12 protein-coding genes are annotated in these 12,335 nt (G+C 70.0%); 7 read left to right on the top strand and 5 right to left on the bottom strand.

The window, feature by feature from the left end:
• Positions 1 to 81: 81 nt before the first annotated feature.
• Positions 82 to 1,125: a hypothetical protein gene (locus ACFY6S_RS14725; RefSeq protein ID WP_388815971.1), complete on the bottom strand. Its 1,044-nt coding sequence runs from the start codon at positions 1,123 to 1,125 to the stop codon at positions 82 to 84.
• Positions 1,126 to 1,481: 356 nt separating this feature from the next.
• Between ACFY6S_RS14725 and purN the strand changes: the two genes are divergently transcribed.
• Both purN and purH read left to right on the top strand, forming a co-directional pair.
• Positions 1,482 to 2,147 carry a phosphoribosylglycinamide formyltransferase gene (gene purN, locus ACFY6S_RS14720; RefSeq protein WP_388815968.1) on the top strand — a complete coding sequence of 222 codons (666 nt, stop codon included), beginning with the start codon at positions 1,482 to 1,484 and terminating at the stop codon, positions 2,145 to 2,147.
• The gene (purH, locus tag ACFY6S_RS14715; protein WP_388815965.1) at positions 2,144 to 3,709 is read left to right on the top strand and encodes a bifunctional phosphoribosylaminoimidazolecarboxamide formyltransferase/IMP cyclohydrolase; all 1,566 of its coding nucleotides are present in this window, start codon (positions 2,144 to 2,146) and stop codon (positions 3,707 to 3,709) included. Before purN ends, purH begins: the two co-directional genes overlap by 4 nt.
• A gap of 133 nt (positions 3,710 to 3,842) precedes the next feature.
• Here purH and ACFY6S_RS14710 read toward each other — a convergent pair whose 3' ends face one another.
• Positions 3,843 to 4,460 carry an RDD family protein gene (locus tag ACFY6S_RS14710; protein ID WP_388815963.1) on the bottom strand — a complete coding sequence of 206 codons (618 nt, stop codon included), beginning with the start codon at positions 4,458 to 4,460 and terminating at the stop codon, positions 3,843 to 3,845.
• A 310-nt stretch (positions 4,461 to 4,770) separates the two neighbouring features.
• Here ACFY6S_RS14710 and ACFY6S_RS14705 point away from each other — a divergent pair, with 310 nt between their 5' ends.
• The 3 genes from ACFY6S_RS14705 to ACFY6S_RS14695 all read left to right on the top strand — a co-directional run bounded on the left by ACFY6S_RS14705 (position 4,771) and on the right by ACFY6S_RS14695 (position 7,759).
• Positions 4,771 to 5,637 (top strand): bifunctional methylenetetrahydrofolate dehydrogenase/methenyltetrahydrofolate cyclohydrolase, encoded by an 867-nt coding sequence (locus ACFY6S_RS14705; protein WP_388815960.1) that lies wholly within the window; start codon positions 4,771 to 4,773, stop codon positions 5,635 to 5,637.
• A gap of 32 nt (positions 5,638 to 5,669) precedes the next feature.
• The gene (locus ACFY6S_RS14700; RefSeq protein ID WP_388815957.1) at positions 5,670 to 6,479 is read left to right on the top strand and encodes a DUF3017 domain-containing protein; all 810 of its coding nucleotides are present in this window, start codon (positions 5,670 to 5,672) and stop codon (positions 6,477 to 6,479) included.
• A 290-nt stretch (positions 6,480 to 6,769) separates the two neighbouring features.
• Positions 6,770 to 7,759 carry a malate dehydrogenase gene (locus ACFY6S_RS14695; RefSeq protein ID WP_388815954.1) on the top strand — a complete coding sequence of 330 codons (990 nt, stop codon included), beginning with the start codon at positions 6,770 to 6,772 and terminating at the stop codon, positions 7,757 to 7,759.
• A 109-nt stretch (positions 7,760 to 7,868) separates the two neighbouring features.
• Here the strand turns inward: ACFY6S_RS14695 and ACFY6S_RS14690 are convergent, their stop codons facing one another.
• From ACFY6S_RS14690 to ACFY6S_RS14680, 3 genes are read right to left on the bottom strand one after another with little or no spacing between them, the layout of a single operon-like run.
• Complete coding sequence (locus tag ACFY6S_RS14690) at positions 7,869 to 8,423, bottom strand: hypothetical protein (protein ID WP_388815951.1); 555 nt, start codon at positions 8,421 to 8,423, stop codon at positions 7,869 to 7,871.
• Complete coding sequence (locus ACFY6S_RS14685) at positions 8,399 to 10,690, bottom strand: hypothetical protein (RefSeq protein ID WP_388815948.1); 2,292 nt, start codon at positions 10,688 to 10,690, stop codon at positions 8,399 to 8,401. Before ACFY6S_RS14685 ends, ACFY6S_RS14690 begins: the two co-directional genes overlap by 25 nt.
• Positions 10,691 to 10,703: 13 nt before the next feature.
• Entirely contained in the window at positions 10,704 to 11,207 is a 504-nt protein-coding gene (locus ACFY6S_RS14680; RefSeq protein ID WP_388815947.1) for a hypothetical protein, read from the bottom strand.
• 296 nt (positions 11,208 to 11,503) lie between these two features.
• Between ACFY6S_RS14680 and ACFY6S_RS14675 the strand changes: the two genes are divergently transcribed.
• On the top strand, positions 11,504 to 11,749 hold the full coding sequence (locus tag ACFY6S_RS14675) for a helix-turn-helix transcriptional regulator (RefSeq protein WP_388815944.1): 246 nt from the start codon (positions 11,504 to 11,506) through the stop codon (positions 11,747 to 11,749).
• On the top strand, positions 11,749 to 12,297 hold the full coding sequence (locus ACFY6S_RS14670; RefSeq protein ID WP_388815941.1) for a hypothetical protein: 549 nt from the start codon (positions 11,749 to 11,751) through the stop codon (positions 12,295 to 12,297). The genes ACFY6S_RS14675 and ACFY6S_RS14670 overlap by 1 nt, the downstream gene beginning before the upstream one ends.
• The last annotated feature ends 38 nt before the right edge of the window (positions 12,298 to 12,335 follow it).

Below are 12,335 nucleotides of genomic sequence, written 5' to 3'. Positions count from 1 at the left end.
TGGCGCGCGAAAAACGCCCCGCCGTGCGTCCGGACCTTCTGGCCCGGAGAGCACGGCGGGGCGTTTTTCGCGCGCGGGGCGCTACTCCTTCACGCCGAACACCGGCTCCAGCGAATGCGGCAGCAGCTCGTTGCACGAGAGCTGGCCGGTCTTCGTCAGGGCGTCGTTCACGCAGGAGTAGTAGTCGCGGTAGACGAGCTGCACGGTGAAGGTCGTCGCCACGAACACCAGGGCGATGCCGGCCGCCACCAGACCGCTCACGGCGGCTGTCGTCTGCGGCCGGGTGGCCGCCGGGGACGTTTCCCGGTCGGCGCTGTCCCGGCCCGACCACGGGTCGGTCCGCGCCCCGGCGGGCGGGGTCTTCTCCATCCGTACCGGAGCCGGGGAGGAGCCGCCGGTGACCGCCTTCTCCCCTTCCTCCGGTGCCTTGTCCGACTTGTTGCGGAGCGAGCTGGCGCCCCAGTACACGGCCAGGGAGCCGAGGAGCAGCGCGATCTCCGGGAGGTCGAAGAGCACGAAGAACAGGGCCCACATGCCGGCGAGCAGCGCGTACCGGGCCCGGCGCTGGGACACGTCCGTCGGGTCCCAGCGCAGCCCGCCGCGACCGCCTTCGGGGCCGTCCTTGCCGCTGCCAGGGTCGTTCTGCCCGTTCTGTCCGTTCTGGTTTCCGGGGCGGCTGCCGAAGCCGCCCGACGAGCGGCCGGGCTGGCGGCTGCTCCACTGACTGCCCCAGCCGCCCCGGCCGGAGCCCGTGTCGGAACCGGAGCCGGAATCGGCGTCGGGTGAATCGCCGTTGGCGGGGTGACGCGGCTGCCAGGGCTGGTCGGGCCTGCCCTCGGGCGGCGCCGCGAACGGATTGTCGTCGGCGGACCCGGCGGACCCGGCGGACCCGGCGGACCCGGCGGACCCGGCGGACCCGGCGGACCCGGCGGACCCGGCGGACCCGGCGGACCCCGACGGCCCCGGCGAGTCCGGCGAGTCCGGTGCTCCCGGGGAGTCCGATGACCCCGAGGCGCCCGAGGCGCCCGAGGCGCCCGTGGAGGAGGACTGGCGTTCCCGTGGCAGCAGCACCGGCCCAGAGGGCGTCGGGAGGTGGAGCGCCGTGCGGCGGCGTCGGTCCGGCATCTGGTGAACGTCTTCCCCTCAGACCCTGCGCGCGGGGGTCTTCTCTCGTCATGGTCCGTCCGGGAGACAGACCCTGTCCCCTGACGCTACCTCCCGGCCCAGAACTTGTCGTCAAGGGGCGTCAGACCATGATCACCGCCCGGCGGACGGTGGCAGGGCCCTGGCCCCCGTCCCTTGGGGGCCGCTCGAACTGCCGGTATCGTTGCTGACGGTCGGCCCCTTCGTAGAGTTCCCCGTATTCGGGAACGTGACTCGTTCGTACGACCGCACAAAGTCGAACCGTCGCGCCAAGTCGCCGTCCACACAACGCCGCACGCCCCCGAGAGGCCGTGCCCGCCCCGAGAAAGGCGCCCGTCTTGGCCTCGCCGCCCGTCCCGTCCGCCCCGTCCTCCTCGGCCGGCCCGCCCGCCCGCCCGGTACGGCTGGTGGTCCTCGTCTCCGGTTCCGGTACGAACCTCCAGGCTCTGCTGGACGCCATCGGCGGCGACCCCGCCGCGTTCGGGGCGCACATCGTCGCCGTGGGCGCGGACCGTGGCGCGATCACCGGTCTGGAGCGTGCCGAGCGCGCCGGGCTGCCGACGTTCGTCCGGCGCGTCAAGGACTACGGGTCGCGGGACGAGTGGGACGCGGCGCTCGCCGAGGCGGTCGCGGCGTACGAGCCGGACCTGGTGGTCTCGGCGGGCTTCATGAAGATCGTGGGGAAGGAGTTCCTCGCGCGCTTCGGCGGGCGGTTCGTCAACACCCACCCCGCACTGCTCCCCAGCTTTCCCGGTGCCCACGGCGTGCGCGAGGCGCTCGCCTACGGAGCGAAGGTCACCGGCTGCACCGTCCACTTCGTCGACGACGGTGTCGACACCGGCCCGATCATCGCGCAGGGCGTGGTCGAGGTGCGGGACGAGGACGATGAAGACGCTCTCCACGAGCGCATCAAGGAAGTCGAGCGACGCCTGCTCGTCGAGGTCGTGGGGCGTCTGGCCCGGCACGGCTACCGCATTGAGGGACGAAAGGTAACGATCCTGTGACCGCCGAAGGTACGAAGCGGCCCATCCGTAGGGCCCTGGTCAGCGTCTACGACAAGACAGGTCTGGAAGAGCTGGCGCGCGGGCTGCACGAGGCGGGCGTCACCCTGGTCTCGACCGGCTCCACCGCCGCGAAGATCGCCGCCACCGGGGTCCCGGTCACCAAGGTCGAGGAGCTGACCGGCTTCCCCGAGTGCCTGGACGGCCGGGTCAAGACGCTGCACCCGCGCGTCCACGCCGGCATCCTTGCCGACCTGCGGCTCGAAGCGCACCGCGCCCAACTCGCCGAGCTGGACATCGAGCCGTTCGACCTGGTCGTCGTGAACCTCTACCCGTTCCGCGAGACCGTCGCCTCCGGCGCCACACCCGACGAGTGCGTCGAGCAGATCGACATCGGCGGCCCCTCGATGGTCCGCGCCGCCGCCAAGAACCACCCCTCGGTCGCCGTCGTCACCAGCCCCGAGCGGTACGCGGATGTCCTCGGCGCCGTCCAGGACGGCGGGTTCGACCTGACGACCCGCAAGCGCCTCGCGGCGGAGGCGTTCCAGCACACCGCCGCGTACGACGTGGCCGTCGCCTCCTGGTTCGCGGAGGGTTACGCCGCCGACACCGACGGCGGGGGCTTCCCGGACTTCCTGGGCGCCACGTACACCCGTAAGAACGTGCTCCGTTACGGCGAGAACCCGCACCAGCCCGCCGCGCTCTACACCAGCGCCGAGGGCGGCCTCGCCGAGGCCGAGCAGCTGCACGGCAAGGAGATGTCGTACAACAACTACACCGACACGGACGCCGCGCACCGTGCCGCGTACGACCACGCCGAGCCCTGCGTCGCGATCATCAAGCACGCCAACCCGTGCGGCATCGCCATCGGTGAGGACGTCGCGGAGGCGCACCGCAAGGCGCACGAGTGCGACCCGCTGTCCGCGTTCGGCGGGGTGATCGCCGTCAACCGTCCGGTCTCCGTCGCGATGGCCGAGCAGGTCGCGGAGATCTTCACCGAGGTCATCGTGGCGCCCGGCTACGAGGACGGCGCCGTCGAGGTGCTGGCCCGCAAGAAGAACATCCGCGTGCTGCGCTGTCCCGCCGCGCCCTCGGCACGGGTCGAGGTCAAGCCGATCGACGGCGGCGCGCTGCTCCAGGTCACCGACCGGCTCCAGGCCGACGGCGACGACCCGGCCAACTGGACGCTCGCCACGGGTGAGGCGCTCTCCGAGGCCGGGCTGCGCGAGCTGGCCTTCGCCTGGAAGGCGTCCCGCGCGGTCAAGTCCAACGCGATCCTGCTCGCCAAGGGCGGTGCCTCGGTCGGCGTCGGCATGGGCCAGGTCAACCGCGTCGACTCCGCGAAGCTCGCGGTCGAGCGCGCGGGCGAGGAGCGGGCCCGCGGCTCGTACGCGGCCTCCGACGCGTTCTTCCCGTTCCCCGACGGCCTGGAGATCCTGCTGGCCGCGGGCGTCAAGGCGGTTGTGCAGCCCGGCGGTTCGGTCCGGGACGAGCAGGTCGTCGAGGCGGCGAAGAAGGCGGGCGTGACGATGTACTTCACCGGGACGCGCCACTTCTTCCACTGAGCGGCCGCAGCGACCGCAGCGACCGCCGCCGGTCCGGGGCGGTCGCTGCGATCCCGCTGCTACGGCGAAGGCCGCGTTCCCGTCGAGGGAGCGCGGCCTTCGCCGTGTCGAGGAGCCGTTGAACGGGCTCCCCTCACTGCGACTTGATGACCACCGTCGAGCAGACCTTGTCGGCGAACGTCTGCTTCTTCTGGTCCCACAGCGGCCACAGCCAGCCCAGGTAGCAGGCGATGTTGTCCAGGAAGTGGGCGAGGGTGCGGAGGAACGCCATGCCGGCGCCGATCGGCTGGCCGTCGCTCTCGCGCAGCAGCCGGATTCCCACGACCTTCTTGCCGACCGTCTGACCGGTCGAGCCCTCCTGGATCAGCTGCCAGACGAAGATGGCGAGCATGCCCAGCGCCCCGATGACGGCGAGAATCGGGGTGACGCCACCGCTGGTGTTGGCGCCGTAGAGGAACAGGACGTACGGCACCAGGTACAGCAGTCCGTCGATGAGCTTGCCGCCCACCCGCAGGCCCCAGTGGGCGAGTTCCGGCATGGCGCCGCCGTACCCGGGCTGCTGCTGCGGGTAGGCGCCGTACGGCTGGCCCGGCTGCTGGGGGTATCCGTACCCCTGCGGCGGTACGCCCTGCGGGGCCTGCTGCGGGTAGCCGTAACCCGGCTGCTGGTCCTGGGGCGGGCCGTATCCGGGCTGCTGCTGACCCGGCTGGCCCTGCTGGCCGTACGGGTTGTTCGGGTCGCCGAAGCTCATGGGGATTTCCTCCGTTGGGTGGTGCGGGGACGGCGAGGCCCGCGTGGAGGAACTTCTCAGAACTGAGCGGTCCGCCCCCCGATACGCCGGCCGCGCGCTGCGCGGTAATCGTGTTATCAACAGCCCAATCTTGTCCAGTCGCATTCCGTGGCCGTTGTGCAAGTGCAACCCGCTCCGCCGCAGGTCGGCCCGGTCCGGGCGGCGACCTCGCGTGATCACCCGTGTGACCAGCGGTGACCGGGAGGCGCGTACGGGAGCCGGCGGCCGACCGGATTGGAACAGCGGAGGGGTCATCCGCGAGGATGGGGGTATGAGCGCCCAGATTCTCGATGGCAAGGCCACCGCAGCCGCGATCAAGTCCGATCTGACCGTCCGCGTGGCGGCCCTGAAGGAACGCGGGATCACTCCCGGACTCGGAACACTGCTCGTCGGGGACGACCCGGGCAGCCGCTGGTACGTGAACGGCAAGCATCGCGACTGCGCGCAGGTCGGCATCGCCTCGATCCAGCGCGAACTGCCCGCCACCGCCTCCCAGGAGGAGATCGAGGCGGTCGTGGCGGAGCTGAACGCCAACCCCGAGTGCACGGGGTACATCGTCCAGCTCCCGCTGCCCAAGGGCATCGACACCAACCGGGTCCTGGAGCTGATGGACCCGGCCAAGGACGCCGACGGGCTGCACCCGATGAGCCTGGGCCGCCTGGTGCTCAACGAGGAGGGGCCGCTGCCCTGCACCCCGTACGGCATCATCCAGTTGCTGCGCCACCACGGCGTCGAGATCAACGGCGCGCATGTCGTCGTCGTGGGCCGCGGCATCACGGTCGGCCGGTCGATCCCGCTGCTGCTGACCCGCAAGTCGGAGAACGCGACGGTCACCCAGTGCCACACCGGCACACGTGACCTGCCCGCGCTCCTCAAGCAGGCCGACATCGTCGTGGCCGCGGCCGGGGTGCCGCACATCATCAAGCCCGAGGACGTCAAGGAGGGCGCCGCGGTCCTCGACGTCGGCGTCAGCCGGGACGAGAACGGCAAGATCGTCGGCGATGTCCACCCGGGCGTCGCGGACGTGGCCGCCTGGATCTCGCCCAACCCGGGCGGCGTCGGCCCGATGACCCGCGCGCAGCTGCTGGTCAATGTCGTCGAGGCGGCCGAACGCGCCGCTGTCGGGGACGCGGGCTGAGCGCGAGCCGAACCGGAAAGGGGCACCACCTCATGGGTGCTGGTACGAGCGCCGCTGGTACGGGCGCGGACGGCGCGGCGCGGTCGCGGCGGGCGTCGGTGCCCGGCACGGCGGCGGGGGCCGCTGCTACGGGGAGCGAAGGCACGCCGGAGGCGGCGGGTACGGCGGTCGCTCCGGCTGAGCGGGCACCGGAGGCGGCAGCGCGCTCGGCTTCGGAGGCGGCACCGCGCTCGGCTTCGGAGGCGGCCGGGGCGTCGGAGTCGGAGTCGGCCGGTGAGGCGGGCCCGGCTGGTGAGGCGGAAACGGCTCCCTCCGGGGAAGCAGCGGATTCCGGCGCGTCCGGCGCGTCCGAGGCGCCCGGGACTCCGGCCGATTCCGCGGATTCCTCGGATTCCGCAGAATCCGCCGATTCGGCGACGGTCGGGGGCGACGCCCCCGACCAGCCCGAGCCCGGCAGCCGCTTCTCGCTCACCCAGGACACGGCGCGTCCCGAGGGCGGCGGCCGTGCCGCCCCGCGCGACGCTCCCGCGCCGGCCCGCCAGTGGCCGCTGCTCAGCGTGCTCGGGACGATCGGTCTGGGGCTGCTGATCGTCGGACTGCACCCCTTCGCCGAGGCGTTCCGGATCGGCACGATCCTGATCGGTCTCGCGCTGATCGGCGGCGCGGCCCTGCGGCGCGTCATGCCGTCCGTGGGCATGCTCGCGGTGCGTTCGCGCTTCACCGACATGCTGACGTACGGCCTGCTGGGCGTGGCGATCGTCATGCTCTCGCTGATGACCCAGCCCGGACCGTGGCTGGAGATCCCGTTCCTGGAGGACATCGTCCACTCGACGGTGCCGTAGCCGCCGCCCGGCCCCGGCCCCGTACGCCCGGCCCCGCTCCCCGTGCACACTCCGCGCACGGGGACCGGGGCCGGGCGCCGCATCAGGCCGTACCGGTGCCGGACCCGCATGCGAGGGGCGCGTGAGCCGTGCCACAAAGGGGGCATGGGTGAGCGCTGAGCCGGGTCCGATAGCCTGGCCGCCGGATATCTCTTCACATCAAGATTCGTCTCGGCGATGGGGATGGGGGAGATGTCCCGCACCAAGGGGCAGGGACCCCCGCCACCGCCAGCTGTCTTACGGAGATCGCCATGACCCGCACTCCCGTGAATGTCACCGTCACCGGCGCGGCCGGCCAGATCGGCTACGCACTCCTCTTCCGCATCGCCTCCGGGCACCTGCTCGGCGCGGATGTGCCGGTCAAGCTGCGGCTGCTTGAGATCCCGCAGGGCCTCAAGGCCGCCGAGGGCACCGCGATGGAGCTGGACGACTGCGCGTTCCCGCTGCTCAGCGGCATCGAGATCACGGACGACCCGAACGTCGCCTTCGACGGCGCGAACGTCGCCCTGCTGGTCGGCGCCCGCCCCCGTACGAAGGGCATGGAGCGCGGTGACCTGCTCTCCGCCAACGGCGGCATCTTCAAGCCGCAGGGCAAGGCCATCAACGACCACGCGGCGGACGACATCAAGGTCCTCGTCGTCGGCAACCCCGCCAACACCAACGCCCTGATCGCCCGTTCCGCCGCCCCCGACGTGCCGGCCGAGCGCTTCACCGCGATGACCCGCCTCGACCACAACCGCGCGATCTCGCAGCTCGCCGCGAAGACCGGTGCGGCCGTCTCGGACATCAAGCGCCTGACGATCTGGGGCAACCACTCCGCCACCCAGTACCCGGACATCTTCCACGCGGAGATCGCCGGCAAGAACGCCGCCGAGGTCGTCAACGACGAGGCGTGGCTGGCCGACACCTTCATCCCGACCGTCGCCAAGCGCGGCGCTGCGATCATCGAGGCCCGCGGCGCGTCCTCCGCGGCCTCCGCCGCCAACGCGGCCATCGACCACGTCCACACCTGGGTCAACGGCACCGCAGCGGGCGACTGGACCTCCATGGGCATCCCGTCGGACGGCTCCTACGGCGTGCCGGAGGGCCTGATCTCCTCCTTCCCCGTCACCACCAAGGACGGCGCCTACGAGATCGTCCAGGGCCTGGAGATCAACGACTTCTCCCGCACCCGCATCGACGCCTCGGTCCAGGAGCTGGCGGAGGAGCGCGACGCGGTCCGCGAGCTGGGCCTGATCTGACCGCACCCCGTCCCGGCTCCGCGCCCGCGTCGCGCGCCGTACGGACCTCCGACCGCCCCCGGCAGCCGTTCCAGGCTGCCGGGGGCGGTCGTCTTTCAGGTACCGATCTTCAGGTACCGCTCTTGCATGAGGGCTTCGCGGCGAATGCCTCGCTGTAGGAGACGAGGAATTCCTTGATGGCTTTCTCGTTCGCCTCGAATTCTGTCCGGTGGACGGCGCTGGCGACGATGGAGAAGTCCTCGGTTTTCCATTTCGCGCTGGGGCAGGCGACGACGGTTGCGGCGCCTCTGTCCCAGGAGACAAATTTACCGTTGTCGCTGCTGTGTTCAAGGCCCCGGCCGCGATTACGGTACGTTGCTTCGAGAGCGGTGACTCCGGCTTTTTCCCATCTGCCGTAGATAGTGAGCCATACTTCTCCGTCAATCAGCACTTCGCAGTTCTCCTGTGGGACCCCCGAACTGTAGTGTCCTATGTTGACGCGAACTTTCTTTCCCGGTGGGAGGAGGGGTGCCAGAAGGCTGGAATCCACCGGAACATCGCACAGTGTTTTCGGTACGGCGTATTCTCTCTCTTCTCCACCGCATCCCGAAAGCGTGGCGCCGAGGGCGAGAGTCAGGGCCATCAGTGCCGAGGGCCTGTTCATGAATGTCCTGCCGAATTCCATTGGGCTCCCGCGCTGTGACTGTCGCCCGCCTGGGTGCGGGCGGAGCGTTTGAGATCGGCGACCGTATCCGGGTGGATGTCGGGATTGTTCATCGCGGCTCGGGTGACGGCCGCCTCCGAGGCATGGATGATCGAGACACGGCCCTCTGTGTAGCTGCGGCTCGATTCGCCCTGAGCTTCTTCGGTGGAGTCCTGTGCGATGCTCTCCAATACGCTCGCGGTGATGTCTTCCTGGAGCCAGCCCAAAACCTCACCCCCAAGGGGTACGCGCTCTGCTACCGAACCGATGCCCATACCGACGATGCGGTTCACCCAGGCGGCGTTTTCTTCCGCTGCCGCGTTGAACTCCGCGTCGCTGGCTGAGTGGTAGTCGAGTACGGCCTGGCCGCGGGCCTGACTCATGATGCCGGCCATCGTGGCTCCAGGTGCTACGGCATCGCGCACACGGCCGTCGATGGATGCGGATGAATTGCTCTGGCCATTGATGACGTCGTCAACTCGTTGCGAAGAATACGCTTGTTGCGCGCTGGTGATCGATGCGTAGGCGTCTGGATCCTGCCCGACCGCAGAGAGGAATCTCTCCGTCTGATTCGAATCCAAGTTAGCCGGTTCGCCGAAGGAGGGGAGGTCGGCGTCGCTCTGCCCCTCATACATAGCACGCTGGAAATCGCCCATGTATTCCGCCGTGATGTTTCCCAGACTGTCGCGCATCGCGTACAGCGGTCCCGAGTCCACGCTGTCGAGATCGCCGTTCTCGTTGTGCTGCAACAGCCCCGGGCTGTCGCCGAAGGCGCTCACCAGCCGCTCCGTGAGCCGCGCCGCCTCCGGGGAGTGTCTGACCGCGTCCGCTGTGGCGCCGCTGTCGTACGGGCGGCCGGTGGTCGCTGACTCCAGGGCGTGGCCGAGGGCGTCGGGGCCGTGGTTGAAGGCGTCCTTGATGTCCCCCGACGGCATGGCCAGTGTGTCCGGCGGCCACTTGAAGTCCTTCTTGAGGAAGTCGTCTAGATAGCGGTAGTCGAGTATCGCGTTCTTGTCGACGGTGCCGTCCTCCCGGTACACCGTGGGCGTCGTCTCTTCCGAGAAGAACTTCAGCGAGGCTTCCGGGCTGTGTCCCAGCGCCTCCAGCACGCTGGTCAGCGGGTCGTATCCGGCGCCCGTCCGGCCCGACGGGTTGAAGCCGTAGTCGAGGTCCGCGATACCGACCGGCTTGTTCAGCATGAACTTGTCGGGATCGTCGTGGTGGAGCTGGGTGATGTGTTCCGCGATCGGGTTGATGAAGCGCGCGTCGTAGTTTCCGTACCTGAGCATTCCGCCCAGGATCTGGTATCCGTACGGGTCGTTCATCGAACCGGGATAGAGCCGGACGGGCTGTGTGCCGAGCTTGCGGAACTCCGCGCCCCAGCTCGCGGGGAGATGCGTCTTGTTGTCCGGGTCGGTCGCTGTCGCCAGTGAGGTGCCCAGGCCGCGCTGGAGTTCCTTCGTCAGGGCGAGACGTTCCTTGTCGGTCCCCTCGGTGCCGTCGAGCGACATCAGACCGTAGAACTTGAGGGCTTCCTCCGGTCCGCCCAGGCCCGTGAAGAACGCCGTCGTGAACTCCGGGTCCCTGGCGTTGAACTTGAGGTGCGTGTTGAGTTCGGCGAGCTGGCTGTCGGTCATCTTCGGGCCCAGCCGGGCCAGTTCCAGCGACCGTTCCTGCTGGGCGTCGTCCAGGGACGTGTACGTGGAGTGCCCGAAGTCGTGGCTGTCATTGCCGTGGCTCTTGCGCAGCGCGCGGGCCACGGAGTCGTCGATCTCGTCCGCGTGCGCGATCAGCCGGGCCACCCGGGTGGCGAGGGCCTGTGCGTCGTCGAGCTGCTGCTGGGTACGCGCGTCGCTGTCGCCGCGTACGTGCGGGAAGAAGCAGCGCACCGTGCCGTCCCGGTTGTCCTCGACCTTGACGCCCAGGGTGGCGGCGTCCACATCGACGGCCTTCTTGAGGTCCGCCTGGATCTTGGTGAGTTCCCGGTGGCCGTCGTCGAGGACTTCCCAGACGCTCCTCGCCTCGGCGTGCGCGTCCCGGAACTCCTTCGCCGTCTTGCGTACGAACGGCTTCGTCACCCCGGCGTTCTCGCCGGCCCATCTGGCCTTGTCCGAGGTTGCCGCCATCTCGTCCTTGGCCGAGTCGGCCAGCTTGTCGAGCCGGCCCACCATGTCCTGCCAGTCGGCCACGGCCTCCGCGAGCGATGTGAACGACACCTGACGGAGATCGTCGAGCGTGAGCTTCGCCATGCTGCGGTCCTCCCTAGGTGAGCAGGTCGTTGATCTTCGACGGGGGTACGGGGCTGCCGTCCCGCCGTCTGAGGGACGCGGCGATCTCGCTGTCCTGGTCGGCGTGGGTCGTGGACGAGTACTTCAGATGGTTGGAGATGTGCGCGCACGCCTGGAGGAGCGTCTTGACCTTCGACTCCCACAGCTCGGCGGTCGTACTCAACTCGGTCCCCAGGTCGAAGCCGTGGTTGCCCAGGGCTGTTCCGGCCTTGAAGCTGCTCTCGCGCGCGACGTCACCGTCCTTGATCAGCCGGCCGTGCAGCAGATGGGCCTCATGCCCGATCGCGCCGAGGTCCTCGTACGTGACCTGAAGGTCCCCCGACCCGCCCGATCCGCCCGACCCGCCCGATCCTCCGCCGCCTCCGCCTTCGGTGGGAAGGCCGTTGAGTCTGGTCGTGGCGGCGGGGACGGCAGGGACGGCGGAATCCGGCGAGTCCGCTGCCGCGATGCGTTGGGCCCATCCCGGTTGGAGCGACAAATTTCCCCCCTTGTGCTGGGCCCGCCCGGCGTCGCGCAGGGGCGCCGAGCGGGTGTTCGATCGCAGGCTGTGTGCTGTGTACGCGTACGGATGACTCGGTACGGACAACAACTTAACCAATGCGCCTCGTCACTCCTCGTGACGGGGTGGGGGGAATCGGGGGCCCGGCCCCGAGGATCCCGGCGGTGATGCGGGCGGGATCGGGCCGCCCTGCGCCGGGGCGCGCTGAGTGGGGGGACTCCCGCGCTGGAGCAGTGCTGTTGCGTCCCTGCGCTCAAATGTAGTACTTCTTATACATGAGCGAGCAGGTGCACAACAGGCTGGCGGTTGTCAGGGCTGAGCGGAAGGTGTCCCGCCAGCAGTTGGCCGAGGCGGTGGGGGTCCACTACCAGACCATCGGTTACATCGAGCGGGGCCAGTACAACCCGAGTCTCGATCTGGCGCTGCGGGTGGCGGAGTTCTTCGGTCTGCCCGTGGAGGCGCTGTTCTCCCTGAAGCCCTTCAGCCCGCTCACCGACGAGGTCTACGGGAGGAAGCAGTGATGAGCGCACGGGAGACGTGGGAGCCGACGGCGTACGACCGGCGGATGGTGGCGCTGATGAACAGGGAGGGGGCGCGGTCGTTCCACGCGACGGCCGGGCGCAGGCGCGGGGTGGTCGGGGCGCATGTCGTACTCAGCGTGCTCGGGGGATCGGCGCCGTTCGTCGCGGAGTTCACCGGCCGGACCTGGCCCCTCTTCGTGATGCTCGGGCTGCTGCTGCCCTGGTGTCTGGCGACCGGCGTGCTCAACAGCGCGACGCGCGGGCTGCTGGAGCTGCGCGGCCGGGTCCTCGACGAGCGGCAGCTCGCCGAACGTGACCGGGTGCTGGCGCGCGCCCACCGGGTGACCACGCTGGTGCTGCTCGCCGCCGCCCTCGGCGCCGTCGCGGTCGGCGGGCTCGACGGCGGCGGGCTCGACGGCGGTGGGCTCGGTGACGTGCGGATAGGCGCGCTGCTCGTCCCCGCCCTGGCCGGGGCGTTCCTCGTGCACTGGCTCATGCCGCTGTGGGTGGCCGGTCTGCTGCTCCGGGACGAGCCGGCGGACCAGTAGTCAATAGTCGGTGGTGAGCAGCCGGACCGATGCGGGGC

The sequence above is a fragment of the Streptomyces sp. NPDC012835 genome (genome assembly GCF_042900885.1).
In the GTDB taxonomy this organism is placed as follows: Bacteria; Actinomycetota; Actinomycetes; order Streptomycetales; family Streptomycetaceae; genus Streptomyces.
Note: the sequence above shows the minus strand (reverse complement) of the source record. Positions and strands in the feature narration are given on the sequence as shown.

What these genes read in the sequence shown, in the direction of transcription:
- ACFY6S_RS14725 (WP_388815971.1), bottom strand. Translation starts at nt 1,125, where the DNA reads ATGCCGGACCGACGCCGCCGCACGGCGCTCCACCTCCCGACGCCCTCT.
- ACFY6S_RS14710 (WP_388815963.1), bottom strand. Translation starts at nt 4,460, where the DNA reads ATGAGCTTCGGCGACCCGAACAACCCGTACGGCCAGCAGGGCCAGCCG.
- ACFY6S_RS14705 (WP_388815960.1), top strand. Translation starts at nt 4,771, where the DNA reads ATGAGCGCCCAGATTCTCGATGGCAAGGCCACCGCAGCCGCGATCAAG.
- ACFY6S_RS14700 (WP_388815957.1), top strand. Translation starts at nt 5,670, where the DNA reads ATGGGTGCTGGTACGAGCGCCGCTGGTACGGGCGCGGACGGCGCGGCG.
- ACFY6S_RS14695 (WP_388815954.1), top strand. Translation starts at nt 6,770, where the DNA reads ATGACCCGCACTCCCGTGAATGTCACCGTCACCGGCGCGGCCGGCCAG.
- ACFY6S_RS14690 (WP_388815951.1), bottom strand. Translation starts at nt 8,423, where the DNA reads ATGGAATTCGGCAGGACATTCATGAACAGGCCCTCGGCACTGATGGCC.
- ACFY6S_RS14685 (WP_388815948.1), bottom strand. Translation starts at nt 10,690, where the DNA reads ATGGCGAAGCTCACGCTCGACGATCTCCGTCAGGTGTCGTTCACATCG.
- ACFY6S_RS14675 (WP_388815944.1), top strand. Translation starts at nt 11,504, where the DNA reads ATGAGCGAGCAGGTGCACAACAGGCTGGCGGTTGTCAGGGCTGAGCGG.
- ACFY6S_RS14670 (WP_388815941.1), top strand. Translation starts at nt 11,749, where the DNA reads ATGAGCGCACGGGAGACGTGGGAGCCGACGGCGTACGACCGGCGGATG.